Source organism: Desulfobulbaceae bacterium, from assembly GCA_013792005.1.
Taxonomy (GTDB): Bacteria; Desulfobacterota; Desulfobulbia; order Desulfobulbales; family VMSU01; genus VMSU01.
In genome coordinates, this window is sequence record VMSU01000223.1 from 1 (window position 1) to 19,747 (window position 19,747).

A 19,747-nucleotide genomic window follows, 5' to 3' on the forward strand; every position below is an offset into this window, starting at 1 on the left:
CAGTAAACATCGACAAGACCTCAACCATGGCCATCTTGACGTCAAAATCCTCCCTGAGCTTGTCCGGACGAAAAAAGTCGCGAAAATCATCCACGGTCTTCGACATAAATCGAAGCTGATGCATGACATCCTCCACCGACTCCTGAAGATATTCGCGGTCGAGGTTATCTACAATAAAGGCGCCCTTAATGTCCTGAACAATCCCGGCAACAGCGTTAAGCGGCTGCCGCCACTGATGGGCAATGGCGCCAATCATCTCTCCCATAGCCGCCATCTTAGACTGCTGGATAAGCATCCGCTCGTTCTTCAACCGAGCGTTGGTCTCCTCCTTCACCCACGAATCCAGAGTACGATTCAACTCGGACAAGGACTCCTGAGCCTGCCAGCGGTCAGTGATATCAATGTCCACCCCTCGAAGTCCGCAGACCTTCCCCTCGGCATCAAAGAACGGGGTGCCACTCGATTCAAGCACTCTCCACGATCCGCCCTGATGACGCCAGCGAAATACCCTATGGCGCCAAGACTCTTTTTCGGTCAAGGCTCGCAGGATAACCTCCCGAAGTTTTTGATGATCATCCGGGTGAACCAGCTCAAAAATACTCATCTCCAGGAAGTCGTCAAGAGAATACCCTAAAATCTCCACAATCTGAGCGTTCGAATAGGTGTGAAGGAGAGTGGCATCGGTCTCCCAGATCCATACCGATGAGTACTCCACCAGGTTACGGTAACGTTCTTCGCTCTCCCGCAGGACACTGTCCATCTTCTTTCGGTCTGTGACATCAATGGAAAAACCGGCCAGCAAGGGGCTCCGCCCAGAGCGATAAATCGGGAATTTGATTGTGGTATACACCCGATCATCAAACGTCTCTTCAAGCTCGACGATCTCCCCCTCCTCAATCACCGCTATATCGTCGGCCGTAATCTTAAGGGCAGCATCAGCCGGGAACAACTCGGCCATACTCTTACCAATCATAGCTCCAACCGGCCGGCCCAACATCAACTCATAGTTATCGCTGAGCGCAAGGTGCCGACTTACCCCATTGGCGACCTCCTTAACAAAGGTGTAAACCGGCGAATAATGCATCAACAGGGCAAACAACTCCCGACTCTCCTGTAACTCCTCCTCTGCCCGCTTACGAGCGGTTATATCCCGATGAATACCCAAAATAAGATTACGTCCATACTCATGAAAGGCCTTGACCGTAACCTGGACATGACGGATCTCGCCGTCCTTTCTCCGATGCTTGGTCTCGAATTCATCACTCCCCGTTTCTATCACATGCCTAATGTGAGCCGCAGTCTCTGCCGGACTTTCCAGCGCTTCGTAATCAGACACGTCCAGACAGGCAAACTCCTCACGGCTATAGCCAAGCTGCAGACAGGCGGTTTCGTTATATTCGATGGCCCGGCCAAGGGTGAGAGGATCAAAGATCAACATACCATCCGGCGACTGATTAAAAATAGTTTGAAAACGAAACTCTACTAATTTACGCTCTTCATCCGTCCTGACCAATTCAGAAATATCCTGCACCGTTCCTCTAGTCAATAACGGTTTTCCTTCCTGGTCATATACAGTTTCTCCCTGTTCGTAAACATACTTAATCCTGCCGTCAGACATCAAAATCCGATGCCTGAATTCATAAAATGTTCCCGTAGCCAAAGATGCTGCAAAAACTTGTTCGACATTGGCCCGATCCTCGGGATGAACTAGGACAAGAAAGGAGTTGAACGTTACTTCGAAACGCTCGGGGTCAACTTCGAAAATTCGATAGATCTCTTCCGACCAAACAAGTTTATCACTCTGCAGAGCAAATTCCCAGCTGCCAAGGTGAGCGATCCGCTGAGAGGCCATCAGCCGATGATTAACAATATCCAATTCTGCAGTCCGCAGTTGCACCAGCTCGTCAAGATGCCGGTTAAGATGTTCCATGCCATGAATACGAGCGTGGAGACCATCGGCCATCTGTCGGAGATTCCGGGTCAGGGCATCCACTTCCTGAATCGGGCTGGAGGGCCAGGAAGACACCACTATCTTTGGATCTCTGGCAACTTGGGCCGTCAATTTTTGCAGAGTAACCAAAGACTCGATATGGTAACGGCTGATGAGAAATGACACGCCGTACATAACGACAATAAGAACGGCCATCAAAACGAAAACTATAGTGGCATAATCCGAAATCTGGGTGACGGCAGGAAGCAGCGGCGCCTTCATCCTCAAAGTCCAACCGATCTCCGGAGACAACCGAACCTCGCTATAATAGAAGGAGTGATGCCACCGGAAGAATGGACTGCGACCAGGGGCCTGGCTCGGCTGCCACAGAAATACCTCACTATCCTGAGAGCGGACATCCCCCTTGGCTTGCCTCCATGGGGCCATCACTTTAGACGATGGATCAGTGCTGGCAACAACGACCCCATTACGATCTATCAATATCAGATTGCCCCCTTTAGGGCCAACAAGACCATCCAGTAAAGCCTGCAAAGCGCCAAGATCAACTACTCCTCGACAGAAGCCAATGTTTTTGGAACCAGAAAATATCGGCGCCAGAAGTGGTAATTCCATGGATTCCGGCTCGATCTGTCCCCTCTGAATATCTCCCACATAGGGCATGGAAAGATTCTGAATAATGACACGATCGGGCCCGTTCGAAAAATCAAGTCCCCGGGTCGACTTCCCCAAAGAATCAAAGGCTGGCGCATAGGCCGTGGAGATAGCGTCCCGGGTCATTACTCCAATCTGTTTTAATAAGGCATCATTCCACAGATATTCTTCCGCCAGACGTTGCATCTCAACCTCTGGCATCAACTCCGGATTTACCGCTGCAGCAAGACCCTTGATGGTTTGAAGTTCTTTCGACAGCCAATAGTCGACTGTTGCCCGAGACAACTTAGCGATACTACGGGTCCTCTCAATAGCCTCGTCATGGCAGCGGAACTGAAAACCACGGATGCCGACAACACTATAGATCAGCGCCGGGAACAGAGTAACCACCAACATGATGGTAGGAATAAAAAGACGGTAACTGGGAAGCCCAGCTCCCCACTTTGGAACAAGAGAGATAACGATATACCCGCACAAGGCAAACAGAAGGTTTACAATGGAGTTGACAGCCTGCTTAATGATGAGGAAACGCGCAACATCACCCGGAAGATCCATTATGAGGTAATAAAAAAGCCAGCCTAAGGCTGGCGCAATCAATAACCAAAAGAGGATCTCTGCACTCAACAAGTCGGCCTGCCGACGGCGATGGAGGTAGGCAACAAAAACTACTTCCAGTGAGAATATGAGAATGTTCCATGGATGATGCCAAAGCAAGAAAGTAGCAAGCGAGGCAATGATGCCGGCCATAATACCGGACACGGCGCCGAACCGAAGCAGGCAAAACATGACAAAGACCGAGCCGAACAAGAAATGAACATCTTGAAAAAGCTCATAATTGAACCAGTTCCCGGCAAAACCAAGGAGACCAAAAACAAGACCCGTCATGAAAGTCGCAAACGTCATGTACCCTCGAGAGAAAGAAATGAGTCACATCTGGTGGCTAAATTGGCAGAAACTAGCCGAAAAAACGACAATGAAAAGCAGCAATCGTTGCTCTCTGGAGTGAACCAACTGCAAAATATTAGCACAGCTCTCATCATTCCACGGTTACGCCAGAGAAGATTCCCACCATACTACCCATGAATCATAGGGTAAATCCCCCACAAAAAGCAACTTTTTTCGCCACATACACGACTCACTCCCGTCCACCTCCGCTGCTCAAAAAAACATACGAAAGACGAAAGTCCTTTCGAACTATTCTACCGTAGAAAGAAATTAAATGCTCTGCTACAATAAAAATCTGTTCGCTCAGCCTCATGACTCAAAGATGAACCGGCTTGACAACAGAGCTTGGAATCAACACGCTTAATTCCGATGTCAATCGTGTTAGCGAATTCGCCGATTCATAATCACCTCAAACGGACCCCCTGATATGCAAAGCACCACTCTTGCCCTGGCGCTTATTCTCGGAGCTGGTTTCGCCGCCGCCAAAATCGGTCAGATATTTCGGTTACCGTCGGTAACAGGCTACATTGTCGCCGGGCTGCTCCTCGGACCTTCCTGCTTTGGTCTTATCACCCATGGCGCTATTACCAGCCACCTTGACCACTTCACCCAAATCGCCTTAATGCTCATTGCCTTTGGCATCGGCGAACACCTTGAATTAAAACGACTGCGACATGCAGCGTGGAAACTGGCAGCTATCAGCAGCGGCGAGACACTGGCCTGCTTTGCCCTGGTCTGCTACGGCTCCTTACTGGTCGCCAGATGGACAGGAATCGGGCCGGCATCGTGGACCGGCAATGATCTGCTGATGCTCTCCATGCTCTTGGGCGCTGTCTCCATTGCCACTGCCCCGGACTCTACACTGCACGTCATCAGGGAGGAAAAAGCAGCCGGCCCCCTGACCACCACTCTCATGCAAGTGGTCGCGTTAAACAACGGCCTGGCCTTCATCGCCTTCGGAATCATGGTTACTATTACGCGGCAGCTCTCCGGCGACAACAACTCGCCCATGCTCGGCTCATTGGCCGACAGTTTCCGCTACATCACCTTTTCTCTTCTAATCGGCATCGCCACCGGCCTGCTCATGGACCTAATCATCCATCGACTAAAAAGCCGCGGCGAAATGCTGACCGCAGGACTGGCCCTTCTCTTGATTTGCGGCGAGAGCGCTCGCCTGCTCGACCTCTCACCTCTGCTTGCAGGAATGGCCGCCGGATTCACCATTGTCAACCGGGATCATCGCGACGTCCGCCTCTTCCGGGAAATCAACGCCTTTGAACCTCCGATTTACGTCCTATTTTTCACCCTGGCCGGGGCCCATCTCGTTCTCTCTGCGCTGTTACTGGCAGGGTGGCTCGGTTTTTCCTATTTTCTCCTGCGTGCTGCCGGAAAATATCTGGGAGCACGAGTAGGCGCTATTGCTAGCAGCGCCAGTACCCAGGAACGCCAATTCCTCGGCCTGGCGCTGATGCCCCATGCCGGCGTTGCCATCGGCCTGGTTTTTCTCTTACAAGGAGAGGAGAGCCTGAAGCTCTATGCGGAGATCATGACCCCAGTAGTGCTGACCGGGGTGTTGTTGTCTGAAATTTTCGGCCCGATTGCCACAAGAATAGCCCTCGACAGGGCCGGTGAAACCGCAGCAGCAATGACCCAGCAACGTAGCGCCGTGACAGCACACGAAGAACGGGGAATCGAATTGCCGCCATGGACAGAGGGAAAACTGATCCCACCAAAAAATCCTCACGGGACGGTGCTCTTTGGCGCCTCCCACTCAAAAACCGTAGCCGGTCTGGCCAGGATCTCCACCCTGCTGGCCCACTTTTACAAGGCCAGGCCCTTGGCTGTGCGGATCGTCCCCCCAGACACAGAGCACAACAAAAACAGCCATGACCTGGGCCGAGAACTGTTTCACATTGAGGAAGAGGAGACCAGAAGGATGGGCTATGAACTAAACACTGCGGTGATCAAGGGAAAGGACATCTCAGCGTCACTGGTGGACACAGCGAGGCAATCTGATGCCATGACCATCGTCCTGGGACACCCCATCAATATCAGCGCCCAAGAGATGCTCAAGGTGGTGGAACTGGTTGCCAGAACCGCTTCCTGCCAGGTGATAGTCGCCCGTTTCTCCGGACTACTCCACAGCGAGCGCATTCTCGTCCCATTAATCAACTCATGGGAACTTACAGTCATTCACGACATCCTGGCGGCCTTGGCCGCAGTCGGTCGGCACCGCATCACTCTGCTCAAACTGATGTCATCTTACGTTGATGATGATGGGATTGAACTGGCAGAACACATGATGGAGAACTGGACCTTTGACAGCGGCCTCTCTCCGTATGTTTTTTGTAAGGCGGTCGCCACCGACAGCAGACTGGAAACCGTAATCAACGAAGCCAGGCATCACGACCTGCTGATCATGGCCGCCAACCCCCCGAAGGGGATTCACCGTTTGTTCTTCGGTTCACTGGCCGCAGATGTAGCTCAACACTGCGCTAAACCCATGCTGATGGTCCATCGACCAGTCGATGAAGGCTGACGACAACCAAACCTCCATCAAGGAAGGACAAAATAAAAAGCCACCCCGTCTTCCCTGCCCGGAAACGGTGAAATGATGTTGATAAAACCGCCGTGCAAGTTGATAATCTTCTGGCAGAAGCAAAGCCCCAGACCTACCCCCACAGTTAATACAGAGTTTTCTCGGTCTTGTTTCACGTTGCTCCCCATGGTGAATGGCAGAAAGATTGTCTGCTGAATCTCTTTCGGGATGGCCGCCGCCTGATTAATAATCACAAAGGCAACTCGACCCTGCTTGGCAATAGGCAAAGGGCACTCTTCAGGTGATCCGCTCCAGATTTCCACCCCAGATCGTTTGTCGCCATATTTGATTGCATTCATAATGAGATTGGCAACGACCCGTGCTATGAGGCGTTTGTCCGCGGAGACTGACAGGCCGGCATCCAATCCCTGGCAGTGGAAATTCCAACTCTCCATCGTCATCACCCCCTGCTGAAAGCTGACCTGTTCCTGGACGCAGGCACCAAAGTCAAAGGGCTCCTTACAGAGAACTAGACTACCGTTCCTGGCCGCAACTGTCGTGAGCAGATCCTGGATCATATCCATTTGTGTTTTTAGGCACATCTGGGCAAGGTTGATATAGAAACGTTGATTCTCGGTGGTATCCGGATCCAAGCCGAGCATGTTGACCGCCCCGATGGCCCCGTTCATGGGGTTGCGAATATCATGGACCAGCATCCTAGCCCCCCACTCCGTCGATTCCATCTCCTTTGTTTGATCTTGACACTTGCTCTGCCAATGATTCAGATCTCGTTTACGATCCAGCAGCAACCGCAGCTTTTTGCTCATCAACTGGGGGTCGATAGGCCTTATCAGATAGTCATCAGCCCCGGCCTCGATCCCGATAAGCGCATCCCGTTCATTAAGGCACTTTGCCGAAATCAGGACTATCGGCAGATGGACCAGCGTAGGATTACTCCGCAAGCAGCGGCACAAATCATATCCGGAGAGGCCAGGCATCATCACATCAGACAAAACAAGATCGACCTCGCCTTGCTCCTCCTGCAGGAGTTCAAGGGCGGATGTGCCGTCCATCATGGGAATAACCTGATATCCTTCATGTTCCAAAGTGGCCTGGAGAACCAGTAAGTTATCCGGCATATCCTCGACAATCATAATACGTTCCATTTCACCTGCCTCCACACTATCTCCCACTCCCTTTATTAATTAAGCTGCCTGCTAAAGGCTGATTCGGCCTCGAACAGTTTCCGGTTATAGTTTCATTGACGAACGCTAACTGAGTTCGAGCTTCCTTAGCAATTTCAGTGATTGACAACATGCCGTCCGATCCACCTTGACAGAAGCTCAACATCTTGGTGCAGCAGGATGCCAGACGTTGCTGGAGTTGGGAGTGCTGAGCACGAAGATTGCCTTGAGTATCCTGCAGACTAGCAAGTTGATCTCGCAATTCCTTGATTTGCAGGATCGCCTTGACCCTGGTCACCATCTCCAAGTCATCCACCGGATGCACCATAAAATCATCCGCCCCCAGATCCAGCCCCTTGATTCTGCTACGCAAATCATTATAAGTGGCTGAGAGAAAAATAATCGGTATTAAGGCAGTCCCGGGCGAGGACTTAAGAAGTCGGCAGACCTCAAACCCGTCAATACCCGGCATTCGGATATCCAGCAAAATAAGATCAGGTGGCTCGGCAAGGATTGCCTCAAGACCGTCCTGGCCGCTCGTGGCGATACGGGTCGTTCCACCGATAGCGGCCCGAATTTTTTCCTGCAGCATGAACGCAATGTCAAGATTATCGTCCACGATCAATATATTTGCCACCTTAATACTCCTCCCCCAGCCAAGTGTTCAATACGGCCATCAAGACGACAGGATCGACCGGTTTAGCAACATAATCGTCGCATCCGGTTGCCATAAATTCTTCCCGGTCACCCTTCATGGCCCTGGCAGTCAACGCCACAATCGGGATATGCCGAAGTTCAGGCAGTTGCCGAATATTATTGATGGCATCCAGCCCACTCATATCCGGCATCTGGATGTCCATGAGAATAAGATCAGGATTCATACGAGCAGCCATATCGATAGCCTCCTGGCCGTTACAAGCCTTAATCATCTCATAGTTACCAATTTTCAATATTTCCTCGATAAGAAATAAATTATCATGATTGTCTTCGGCCACCAGAATTCGGCGCCCACCAGGATTTGGCCTACCCTTAACTTGAGGGATCATTGGGACACAGCCCTGCACCCCGGTCTCGCGGGGATGAGGAGTAATCGCTGCCAACGACAGGCCAACAACATCCCTGATGGTATCGAGAAGTTGATTTTCCCGGATATTCCCCTTAATCAATACCCCCTTAACATTGGCCGGCAGGCGGCTGGTCTGCTCGGCATCAAGATCCATTCCGCTCAAGATCAGCACCGGAATCCGAGCCAGGTCCGGCTTGCTGTTCATTTCCTTAAGGAAGGCAAACCCATCCATAATCGGCATCACAAGATCGAGAACGACCAGGTCCGGTTTTTCTTTTTCGAGAAGCTGCAGCCCGATGCTCCCATCGAGGCTAAAGGATATACGGTAGCCGGCCTCGCGCAAATGGACCCCCAGTTCCCGGACGGAGATCATATCGTCCTCGACCAGGAGGATATGGATACCGGTGTTATATTTTCCAAGTCGATCATCGTGATGCTGAGCCAGCATCACTCCAGGCGCTGGGAAAACCGTCTGTTGCTCAGGCTCGGCAGCTCCCCCTTGAAACATCCACCTGAGTTTTTCCTGCCAGGCATGATCAGGAAGGCGGTTTTTTCTCCGGCGATCAACCGGGACAATAACAGTAAAAGTCGAACCCCGATCAAGCTCGGAAACCACCTTGACCTCCCCTCCGAGTAACACGACAAGCTTCTTGCAAATATTTAAGCCCAAGCCGGAGCCCTTATATTTGCGGCTGGCCGAACCATCAATCTGGAAAAATGGTTCAAAAATCTGCTCTAACTGATCCTGGGGAATACCGATCCCAGTATCCTGGACAGTGAAATGGATGAAGCCTCTCCCCTTTCTCTCCTGAATCTGAACGGAGAGGGTGATGGCGCCCTTTGAGGTAAATTTAATGGCATTGCCGAGGAGGTTGGTGAGGATCTGCCCGAGTTTCCGCTCGTCGCTAACAATCATGGAGATCTCAGGGACAATCTGGAGCACGAATTCAAGACCATGACGCTCAGCCATTGATTTGATGCTGGCAGTAAGCGCTTCCAGAAAACCACGCACCTGGATCTGATCAAACCGCACCTCTTCCCGGCCGGTCTCGATCCGGGCCAGATCCAGGATATCGTTGATCAAGTCCAAAAGATTCCCGGCATTACGCATCACCACTTCCAGATACTGGTCCTGCTGTGCGTTGGTCTGGCCAGCGACACCGTCCCCCATCAGGCGAGTCAAGCCGAGAATAGCATTCAATGGCGTGCGCAGTTCATGTGACATGTTGGACAAGAAGATCGATTTCATCCTATTGGCCTCATCCGCCTCCACTGTCTTGCGCTCCAAGGCATCTCTCTGGGCAATGAGTTCCTCAGCCTGGGATTGAATCTCCTCACTCTGAGCGATGAGTTCCTCGCTCTGGGCTCTCAGTTCGTCATTCTGGGCCTCAAGGACTCTATTGCTGGCCTGCACTTCAACGGCCAAATCTTCCGTATGTTTCCTCCTGATGGCGTTCTGCATGGCAATACCCAGCTGGAGGGCGACATCCTCAAGAAACGACCGCTCATCGGTAAAAGGCTGGAATGCGGCAAGTTCCATCACCCCCAGAAACCCTTCTGCCACCTGAATGGGGAGACAGGCGATATGGGGCGGTTGTGCCACCCCAGTGCCAGAACGAAAGGCCAGGAAGCTTTCCGGCAGATTCGAGACAAAAATTGCCTCCTTCCTCAGGGCGACTTCACCCGGCACCCCTTGCCCCAAGATAAACTCGGGGGCAGGACAGGACAGAGCTTGGGTTGCCAGCGGAACCAACCGCTGGTCCGTTTCGGAAAAAAAATAGATAACCCCGGTGACCACAGAGGTGTACCGAGGTATGAGACGGAGAATATTAGTCGCGAGGTCTTCAAGACGGGTTTCCCGATTCAAGACTTTGATAATTTCATTCTGTCCACTGGCCAGCCGAAGAAGTCGCTCCAACTCCTGGTTTTTCTGCTCGATGGCATGGTTAATCTCCATCAAGTGGGTTTCATCCCGGATTAATTGCAGAGAACCGGCCAATTTGTAATTCTCATCATAAAAAGGAGTAGCCAATACCCAGGCGGGAAACCCGCTCCCATCCCACAGTTCACAATGATAAGTTTGCTCGACACTTGCCTTACCAGACATAATCTGAACATGGGGGCACAGATCGGTATGACAAAACTCCCGCGACCGCGCCACGTCGAAACATTTTTTTCCAACAGCCAAAGACATCGGCTGCTTCACGACCTTATCCATCGCCGGATTCTGAATGACAATAATAAAATCTCGATCAAGAACCCGCATGGCGCTTAAGGTTTGTTTATGCATCTGCACCATGGTGTCGTGCTTCAGAATCCCACTTTCGTCAAAAATATTTTGTAAAGGACCCTGATACATATTCCAAGACATCACAACATCTCCTTTTTTAAGTAAATTTTCAGGCGAGAATCAACCGGGCAAAAATGCCCCTGATAGCTCTGAGGGAGGGACTCGGACCTACCAAGGGCCAAATACCCGTCAGCACATAGGCATAAGTAAAAACGACGAAGTATATCAACCTTAAGTGAATGCTGGCAATAAATAAGCATATTTCTGCACAAAATAAAATCGTACTCCGAAAAAATACCGCTCGGGGGAGATAATCGGGACGGATTAGTCAAGTCGAACGAAACAAAGCTCACCATCCGCCGCAGCTCAGGCGTTACCTGCCAATAATGACACGACAGGGAATCCGGTTGTCTAAAATAACGGTTACGAATTGACTCTGGGACGTGCCGCAGGCTCTCCTCGTGATAAATTCCCTCTGCCGCAAAGGCCAGGCTGTCGCAATCAAGATCAGTGGCAAGGATGGTTACCTCCTGGTGAGGCGCAGCTTGTTGGTCCAACAATTCCGCAATCAGAATAGCCAGAGAATACGCCTCCTCACCAGAGGCGCAGGCAGAACTCCAGATCCGCACCGCAGCCCGCCTGGAGGTGGTCGTTCTCTCCATAATTTTCGGCAAAATCAGTCGTTCGATAAGCGTAAACACCTCGGGATCGCGAAAAAAATGACTCACCTTGATGGTCATCGCCGAGATCAGTTTCCGATATTCGGACGGATGATTCTCAAGAAAAACAAGGTAATCACCTACTGATTGGCATCGAACATCAATCATTCGCCGCTCCACGCGCCGACGCAAGGTAGACGAATTATAGCGAGTAAAATTACATCCCGACCACTGCTGGGCCAAGGTTATTACCCGGCAGAGCACTGCTTCCTCGTGTTCACTGAACATGAATACCTATAAGCGCCGGAGCGGCTGCTAAAATAGCGTCAACTTCCTGGTCATTCAGACCCAATTCCCTGAAGGCCCAAGGGTCGGCGCCATTGGCCATGGTGTCCGAAGACAAACCCACGCCCAAGAGGCAGCATAATATATTTGCCACATGGACCGCACAGACCAGCAGGCCAGACTGACTGGCCTGCCTGGGATGGTGGTGCAAGGCAATTGCCTCCCCCAAACCAGTCGGCAGGTTCCACAACTCCGCCACCTGACGACCGACTTCCGAATGATTAATGCCCAACACTTGTTGTTCCGCTTGATGGAACTCGACCCCTTGAAACAAAACCATATCCATAATCTTCGGAAACCACTGACCGGCACAGCGTTCAAGCACCACCTTGCCAATATCGTGTATCAGCCCGGCCAGATACGCCTTTTCCTGCTGCTCAGGTGCCTTGGCGCCGACCAGCAACTCAGCAATTTTAGCACAGGCCACCGAGTGATGAAAAAGTGCTCCGGTCTCCATAGAGTAAGCATACAATTTCCGCGCGAAATGATGATGGACCATAAGCTGCATCACCAACTTCCGAAAGGCCTTCAAACCTAACAGGGTCAGGCATTGAGAAATTGTACTGACCGGATAGGGCATATTATAATAAGCGGAATTGACCAACCGGAGCATACTTGCAGAAAGGACCTGATCCTGAAGAATGAGTCGCTCGATCTGTCGAAAACTGCTATTTTGATCCTGAGCCAAGACCAATGCCTGCATGGCAGCATCGGAAACCGGCTTCAATTCGGCAATCGCCTTGGACACTAACTCAGGGCCAATGGTCGATGCGGCAGAGCGAGATTGAGCGTGCCCGGAACAGGCAGAACGGACGGCAACTCGTCCATCACTAAGATCAAAAGACATATAACGGCCACAATCACCGCCCACTTCCTCGTGGATAATCGGGATATTCAGAGAGCTGAATATCCCTCTAAGGGCGAGAAGATTCCGCTGCCCAATTTGCAGGTTTGGTCCGCTGCCCAAAGTCCGAATATGGGCGCCTCCCGCCAAGACCACCTGCAAATGATCCTTACGGCAACCAGCCTCGATAAGTTTTTCCAGTATGAAAGGCACCCCACTTCGAGCGTAAGAGACAGGGTGTTGTTCTTCTTTCTCTTCAGAACCGAGGGGAAGGATAATATGAAGCAGTCCGCCGAGTTGGCGGCGTGGGTCATAGATGGCAACTCCGACACAGGAGCCAAGAAAGGTTTCCAAGATGTCAGGTGCCTTGCTGTAACAATATTCACCGGCAGTTATAACCAGCCGACTCATTGCGAGACAGATTGAGAGCTTAGCGCTTTCAGCTTAATCATGATACTACTGGGAGTAAAAATAGGGGGAGACAAGAGATCATTTCCAGGAAGATCTTGGCAAAGCCAAGAATCACCTCCTAATCCAAAAAAATTCATATTTTCGCCACCAGGAAGGCATGAAGGAAGACCACTGACAATGTTCAGGAAAAGCAGAAATCCAGTCTTAGCACGCCGCACCTAGCCCCTACTCAACGGCTAAGGAGAACAGGAATTCTCAACTATTAGCCGAAAAGATCCGATGAATCAATCTCTTTCCGCTCATCGTGACTCCAAGATACGCAAGCATGCTGACAAAAATAGACAGAAATCTATTAGGTAAAATGAGAATTGTCTACCTAATAAAATACACAAGTGATTATTCTTTTTTCAATAAATCTTCCCGCCCTGACGAAGAAGATTTCGCCAGGATGAACTCATAGATTCTGCGCCAAGCAGCAATGCTCCCACCGACTATACCATTCAGCCTAGGGTATAATCGATTGGCACGATGAGGGTAGCCTGAACTGGCGGGTTCGGGAAAGGGGCGGACTGCTTGATAATGGAAACGGAATTTTTATCTAGAAGCGCAAAACCGGAGCTTTTCTCGATCCGGATATCTTTAACCTGCCCATCCTGGCAGATCACGAAAGATACCAGCACCCTGCCCTGCCAGCCGTTCTTGCGAGCTATGACCGGGTAGGTCATATTCTTGCGGATTGCCTCCTTGATGAAATCAAAATGTTCCTGACGCCAACGTTCCTCGGCGGTTTGCGCCGTGCCGGTTCCACCCGATGCGACTGCGACAGGCGAATCCTGAGCCTGAGCAGACGCCACTCCCTCACTCCTCGCCATAGTCGACTGCGCAGGAGGTGAGGGGGTAGAGGTCAACGCCTGCGGTTCCGGCGTTTCGCTGACTATTGGCGCACTTGGCTCCTCCACCTCTACCGCTGCCACCTGAACCGGGGCGGGGATTTTCACCGCTTCCGGGATGGGCCTAACTAACCTCTTCACTACCTTTTTTTGTTTCCGGGGAGGGATAACTTCCTGTTTCACCACCTCCGGCGCCACCGGCAGCGTTGGAACAACACGTGCCACTGGTTCGGGAGGAGCTGCCACAGCGGGAGACGGGGCCGATTTTGGACCGGCCAGGATGGAGAGATCAATGACCTTTGGCGCTGGCGCCTCCGGCACCCCCGTAGCCAGAGAAAACAGCAACAATCCGAAGAGCCCATGCACTAAGAGTGAGGTAGAAAAACCAAAAGTCTGCACCCTCATGGCAATACCTCCGTCTGTAGGCTCACGGTAGTGAAACCTAAGTTCTTGACCCGATCAAGGACATCGACAAACCCCTGCAGCTCGATCTGACGATCAGCCCGGATGAGGATCGGTGTCTCCTTGGCGGCTGCGGCCAATACCATGCCGAGGGCTTCGAGCGTAGTCGGCTCTTCAGCCAGAAAAATCGTCCCCGCCCGATCAATTGTTACCGTTAACGGCTTCTGCACTTGACTCGCCTCAGCCATGGCCTGCGGCAATTCGACCTTAATCGCGCCCACGGCGATAAAGGTCGAGGTGGTGAGAACGATAGTTAAGAGCACGAGCATCACGTCTACCAGAGGGATAACGTTCATGCTTTCAAAGCCCCTCTCATCCATGATAAATATCCCATTCAAGGAGCAGCACCTTCACCCGACGCAACAACAAATTATAGCAAACCACCGCCGGGATGGCGACGAGCAGACCAACAGCCGTGACTTTGAGAGCCAAAGCCAACCCCACCATAATCTTATTGGCATCGGTCATACCTTCCCGGCCCATGGTATAAAAAGTGAGCATAATACCCATAACAGTACCCAAGAGACCGATATACGGGGCATTACTGCCGATGGTTGCAATAAGATGCAATTTATGGGTTAGGGCCAGTTCAAGACTTTTCCGGTTAGCAAAATTCTCAACCCGTACTTGGCGGTAAACCAAGAAACGTTCAACAGCAAGCCCCATCCCCACCACACTCATAATCACGAGCAGACCGATCACCCCGTAATCGATCGACACCTTTAACCATTCCATCCTATGACACCTCCAATAACAATCGCACTCCCATGCTGATCAGCATCAACATGGCAAACCCTTGAAAAATTCTCTGCATCCCCCCCACCTCCAGCCGCAGGCGACCGGCGAGCATCCCTAAGCCCCCTCCTGCAATAAGCAGCGGCGAACAGACAATACCGACCCCGAAAGATGCGCCACTTGTCGCCCCGAGAACTACTGACCCTGAACCGGCAGCGACAGCGAGAAGTCCAAGCAGGGATGGGCAGGGCAAAAGGCTGGTGGCTGCGCCCAAGGTAAAAAGTGTCCCCCGATTCCCGATGGCACCAAGCTTTTGCGGGCACTTCCGGCGATTAAAAACCGGTAGCAAGATCCCTGCTACAACCAAGAAGAGACCCGCCCACCGCTCACCATGCAGCTCCTGACCAAGGAGAGCAGCGCCAACCCCACCGGCAAGCCCGCCCCACATGGCGTAGACCCACAGCTTGCCCACGAGAAAACTTAGTGTTGAGTAAAATCCCTCACGAAAACCATCCGCGGAGCCGAGGAGATACGGCCCTAATTGGGGGAGACAGCCCAGACTGCATACCGTCGCCCCGGAGACGAGTCCAAGCAAAAAAAGAGCAACGAAATCAGGCACAACAGCGTTCAACCTCGGTGTCTACATATTCACCTGCCAGCAGTGCAGCGCCATAGGCCGTGGTGAGCTGCGGCAGCTCCGGCACCACCACCTCCCGCATCAGTTCATCCTCAAGGGCAATGACGAGTCCACGGTTCACTGCCGGGCCACCGTCGAAAAGCACCGTATCCTCAACCCCAAGTCGCCGGGCCAGACGCGCAACCCGCCGGGCAATGGCATAATGGATCCCGGCCACCAAATCCTCCTTGGCGTGACCAGCTGCCAACAGACTAATGATCTCGCTCTCAGCAAAGACCGTACAGGTGGAGTTGATCACCACTGGCACGCCCCGCGAATTTTCATGATAGCTGCCCAGTTCATCCACCTCGATCTCAAGGTTACGGGCTGTCATCTCCAGAAAGCGGCCGGTACCGGCAGCACACTTGTCGTTCATCGCAAAATCACTGACATGACCGTCATTATCAAGACGGATAACCTTCAGATCTTGGCCGCCGATATTGATGATCGTCCGCACAGCCGAGTGACCGAGATTGGCGGCGCCGACACCGTTTGCGGTGATCTCACTCACCGAAAGATCGGCCTCCTTGAATAATTTACGTCCATAACCAGTAGAGACAATGGCCCCGATCTCTTCACGACCGATCCCTGCCTCATGCAGGAGGCTCTCGAAGGCAGCAACGGTATTTTTGTGAAAAAGACTCCCGGTCGGGGTTATCCGGTGGGCGACAAGTGTGCCTTCTTCGTCAGTGATGGCGATCTTAATTGAGGTTGAACCAATGTCGATCCCTGCAAATTTCTTCACTTTTTCACTCCCTTATGATACTTACGTGTCCGAATCGACTCCAGAAATGCCTCAACCCGAGTAGAGAGCTGACCCATATCCTCAGGGCTGTAATCGGTCTCCACGTAAAGCATAGGTACCCCCTTTTGGGCCAACCCGGCTCCAATTTGCCGCTGTTCAAGTTCATAGGGGAGGCACCCGGAAAAGGCCTGATAGATGACGCCGTCCACCTGATAATCATCGGCAAGGGTAAGGAGGCGACGCTCCCGGTCACGGTTATCAGCCAGACACGGACAGGTGCAGGGTTTAAGTGCACGATCGGCAAGAGCCGGGATCATGTCGGCAAGCGTGCCCTCGCCAATAATCGCCTGATCGTGCAGGAGCCGGGCCGAGGAGCAAAGTTCATCGGCAACAATCACCGCCCCTGCCTCTTCCACCAGCACCGGCACCTTGAGGTTAGGAAAAATCGGCGGCGAGCCGGTAAAGAGGATGCGAGGCGCCTGCCGTGCGCCTGCCCCTTGACCGCGTGCAACCCTGGCCTCAAGTTCCATACAAAGCGTTGCCACAGCCTGACGCCAGCAATTGATATCATCAAAAAAATAACTGTTGGCAACAAGCAGCAGATCCTTGCCAGCCAAGGGTGCGGGCTGGCTGCACTGCAAGGCATACAGCTGCTGGAATACCCGGCTGGCCTGAGAACGTTCGAGAATTGCGGCCTGGACTGATTTACGGTTAAGCCGAACGCCTGTCCATTTCTCAAGGGTAAGAGCCAATTCCTTTACCGACTCCTGCCAGTAGAAACGCGCCCCTTCCGAGTCCTTCACCGGCGGCATCTCAAGGAGATGGACGGGATACCCGTGACTGGCGAGCAGAGAGGCCATCTTCCGCTTTTGATCACAGGTGGTTGGCACCACAATACCGCAAAGGTCTTCGAGCTGACCTCCTGACTCAAGCATCCCGAGGGTGGCCTTGACCAAGGGGCAGGATTTGGCCGGCATAATCTCAGCGCCCACCGACTCGTGGGCCTGAGCGCCGCTACAAAGACGCACCGGACGGGCGCCACAAGCACGGATCAGCTCCTCGGGCACCTGCACGCAGAGGGTACCAACCGCCTTTCCTTTTCCTGACGGCCGGCTCTCACCTTTTCCCCGGGAGCGGAAAAGATCATAAAAATATCCCATGGCCACCGGATTGTCAGGAAACCCCTCGATCCTGCGCAACATCTCCTCACTCTCCATGGCAAGGTGGAGGGCAGCTGTGCGACTGACCCGCGCTTTTCGATCAGTGCTCATGACCCTCTCCATCCTGTCTGCGAAAAAAACCTGTGGCAGTGGAGGTATAGACCGGCGCCCCGAGGAAGCGCACCTGCAGGCAGCGATCCTCAGGACAGACTTCAACACACTTAAAACACATCATACAGTCATCCTTTACAATATTGCGGCTTACAACATCATCGGCAATGGCATGGATACCAACATCGCAGGCCCGGAAACAGTTGCCGCAACGGGTGCATCTGCCTCCATCCTTAACCAGCCGCAGAAGTCCCAATTTGGTGAAAATGTAGTGAAAGGCGCTCATCGGGCAGAAAAGGCAGAAGAAACGGCGTTTCACAAAGGAACCAACAAAAAAGAGTCCGGTCACCACCATCCCGAGGGCAGTCAACACCAGTTTAGTCTTCGAACTGAAATCAATCACCAACTGCGACAAGTCGCCGGTAAAAAGCGGCAACACTGTCCGACCTGGACAGATCATACAGAAGGGAACTTCAAAATCGTGGTTGAGCTTCGGTAGACCGGCTATCGAGTTACCCATGGCCATGGGCAGCATGATAAGCAGGGCAAGCAGCAGATACTTGATCTTCTTAAGACGAGTGAAGACGGACGGGGCAAAGGCACCATAGCGGATACCCATTTTTTTCCTTAGAATGGTGAGCCAGTCCTGCAGAGTCCCAAGCGGACAGGCAAAGCCGCACCACGCCTTATTCAAGATGAGGAAAAACCCGACAAAGGTGGCAAGCCCTACCAATACGCCAATCCCACGCCCTGAGAAGAGCTGAGCATAGGGCAACGCCATTTGATGCTGAAACCCCATGAGATAGCACGAGCCCCCTCGTTCTTGATCGAAGACGCAGGCGAAGGTAGGCAGCTGGTTGCCGAGGTTGATTGCCACCATGCCCCCAAACACAAGAAGCAGGAAAAATACGATCTGAACCCACCGCCGAAGCCATGAGACGCTGCCGTTATCCAGCCGTTGACAAATACTACTCTTCATCAAAGACGATCTCTCGCCGCGGCCGCCGCCGGCGTTCTCGGTGGATATAGATCCCAAGACCGGACACGGCCATGGCAACGGTTACGATCAGCAACCCGTAGACTAACGAGGTGTACTCACGACGGGCAGGATTATAGCGCCAGGGAAAGGTAGAAACCATCTCGACGCGGCGATAATCCAGCCCATTGAAGGACCCGACCTGGTCAACCGCGTAACGGGCCTCGATCCGCACCTCGCCGAGCTGATTACGCTCAAAGAGAGACCAAGAAGCAGGGTAATAGTCGCGAATCAGCTGTACCGCAGCATGACCATCAGCATCAGTGGTCACCTCACGGCTCCACCCCTTCTCCGAGGTCACCCTGACCGTTGCGAAAGGAGCGGGCTTGCCTTGATAGAGGACGTCAAGTGCAAGCATATCGCCCGACATGAGTCGCGAATGAAAATTACCATCCCAAAGGTCCCGGACCACTATCTCGAAGGGCACCACAAGGCAACTGCGGGGGGCAATACGCTCAGAATCAAATTTATGATCATGCCCCCACCCACAGTTATGGTGCAAGGTACACCATTTGGCAGTGCGCAGGACCAAGATATCTCCTTTCACCTGGCTCTCCACGACATAAACGTTGTTCGGTCCGTGCATCGGCCCTTCCCCCATCGAGGCAGGAAAACTAATCTTCACATTTCCCGCCTCTTGGGCGGGCTCGACCGGCATCACCGATCCGTCTGCCTTCTGAACCAGAGCGTTTACCGTCGCACCACTTCCCAACGGCGATTTGAGATAGTAGGTGCGCACCGGCAAGGGCCGATGTCCTGACTCAAACCGCTCCGGTTTTCCACCAGCGCCGTGCCAGTGTCCACCGGAAGCACTCTTGGCCTTACCGGCGGACTCACCCTTGACTTCTGTCTCCCGAGACGGCTTCTGCTCTTCTTTCTTTCCCCCTTTCGCTATCGGGGAGCCTGCCGCCTTGCCGCCATTCGGAGCAAGGCCCAACCACAGAGGCTGAACTGCCGCAACGGCACTCCCGGAGCAACAAAGAGCACTCGCTGTGACCGCCACAAGGAATAATCTCGTAACCAATCGAAATTGCATGATTAAGTCAT

The 19,747-nt window shown here is 52.5% G+C and carries 15 protein-coding genes; 1 reads left to right on the forward strand and 14 read right to left on the reverse strand.

Translation table 11 applies throughout. The features are described from left to right. A partial coding sequence (locus FP815_14130; GenBank protein ID MBA3016064.1) for a PAS domain S-box protein occupies positions 1-3,505 on the reverse strand: 3,505 nt, incomplete at its 3' end. Between the two features lie 469 nt (positions 3,506-3,974). On the opposite strand from FP815_14130, the gene FP815_14135 reads away from it, so the two are divergent. Beyond that, positions 3,975-6,086 carry a hypothetical protein gene (locus tag FP815_14135; GenBank protein MBA3016065.1) on the forward strand — a complete coding sequence of 704 codons (2,112 nt, stop codon included), beginning with the start codon at positions 3,975-3,977 and terminating at the stop codon, positions 6,084-6,086. A 17-nt stretch (positions 6,087-6,103) separates the two neighbouring features. Here FP815_14135 and FP815_14140 read toward each other — a convergent pair whose 3' ends face one another. The 13 genes from FP815_14140 to FP815_14200 form a co-directional block, all read right to left on the reverse strand. Then, on the reverse strand, positions 6,104-7,252 hold the full coding sequence (locus FP815_14140; protein ID MBA3016066.1) for a response regulator: 1,149 nt from the start codon (positions 7,250-7,252) through the stop codon (positions 6,104-6,106). 16 nt (positions 7,253-7,268) lie between these two features. Further along, the gene (locus tag FP815_14145; GenBank protein MBA3016067.1) at positions 7,269-7,862 is read right to left on the reverse strand and encodes a response regulator; all 594 of its coding nucleotides are present in this window, start codon (positions 7,860-7,862) and stop codon (positions 7,269-7,271) included. Between the two features lie 46 nt (positions 7,863-7,908). After that, complete coding sequence (locus tag FP815_14150; GenBank protein ID MBA3016068.1) at positions 7,909-10,707, reverse strand: response regulator; 2,799 nt, start codon at positions 10,705-10,707, stop codon at positions 7,909-7,911. After that, positions 10,707-11,573, reverse strand: coding sequence for a protein-glutamate O-methyltransferase CheR (locus tag FP815_14155; protein MBA3016069.1), 867 nt, complete (start codon positions 11,571-11,573; stop codon positions 10,707-10,709). The genes FP815_14150 and FP815_14155 overlap by 1 nt, the downstream gene beginning before the upstream one ends. Then, a complete protein-coding gene (locus FP815_14160; GenBank protein MBA3016070.1) occupies positions 11,563-12,885 on the reverse strand; it encodes an HDOD domain-containing protein in 1,323 nt (440 codons plus the stop codon). The genes FP815_14155 and FP815_14160 overlap by 11 nt, the downstream gene beginning before the upstream one ends. Positions 12,886-13,385: 500 nt before the next feature. Then, positions 13,386-14,180 carry an energy transducer TonB gene (locus FP815_14165; protein MBA3016071.1) on the reverse strand — a complete coding sequence of 265 codons (795 nt, stop codon included), beginning with the start codon at positions 14,178-14,180 and terminating at the stop codon, positions 13,386-13,388. Next, the gene (locus FP815_14170) at positions 14,177-14,557 is read right to left on the reverse strand and encodes a biopolymer transporter ExbD (GenBank protein MBA3016072.1); all 381 of its coding nucleotides are present in this window, start codon (positions 14,555-14,557) and stop codon (positions 14,177-14,179) included. Before FP815_14170 ends, FP815_14165 begins: the two co-directional genes overlap by 4 nt. Next, positions 14,550-14,972, reverse strand: coding sequence for a TonB-system energizer ExbB (exbB, locus tag FP815_14175; protein MBA3016073.1), 423 nt, complete (start codon positions 14,970-14,972; stop codon positions 14,550-14,552). Before exbB ends, FP815_14170 begins: the two co-directional genes overlap by 8 nt. A gap of 1 nt (position 14,973) precedes the next feature. Further along, entirely contained in the window at positions 14,974-15,603 is a 630-nt protein-coding gene (locus tag FP815_14180; protein ID MBA3016074.1) for a sulfite exporter TauE/SafE family protein, read from the reverse strand. Continuing rightward, positions 15,584-16,393 carry a CoA activase gene (locus FP815_14185; GenBank protein MBA3016075.1) on the reverse strand — a complete coding sequence of 270 codons (810 nt, stop codon included), beginning with the start codon at positions 16,391-16,393 and terminating at the stop codon, positions 15,584-15,586. Before FP815_14185 ends, FP815_14180 begins: the two co-directional genes overlap by 20 nt. Further along, complete coding sequence (locus FP815_14190) at positions 16,390-17,664, reverse strand: 2-hydroxyacyl-CoA dehydratase (GenBank protein ID MBA3016076.1); 1,275 nt, start codon at positions 17,662-17,664, stop codon at positions 16,390-16,392. The genes FP815_14185 and FP815_14190 overlap by 4 nt, the downstream gene beginning before the upstream one ends. Next, complete coding sequence (locus FP815_14195; protein ID MBA3016077.1) at positions 17,654-18,643, reverse strand: 4Fe-4S binding protein; 990 nt, start codon at positions 18,641-18,643, stop codon at positions 17,654-17,656. The genes FP815_14190 and FP815_14195 overlap by 11 nt, the downstream gene beginning before the upstream one ends. Next, complete coding sequence (locus tag FP815_14200) at positions 18,633-19,736, reverse strand: DUF4198 domain-containing protein (GenBank protein MBA3016078.1); 1,104 nt, start codon at positions 19,734-19,736, stop codon at positions 18,633-18,635. Before FP815_14200 ends, FP815_14195 begins: the two co-directional genes overlap by 11 nt. Positions 19,737-19,747: the final 11 nt, after the last annotated feature.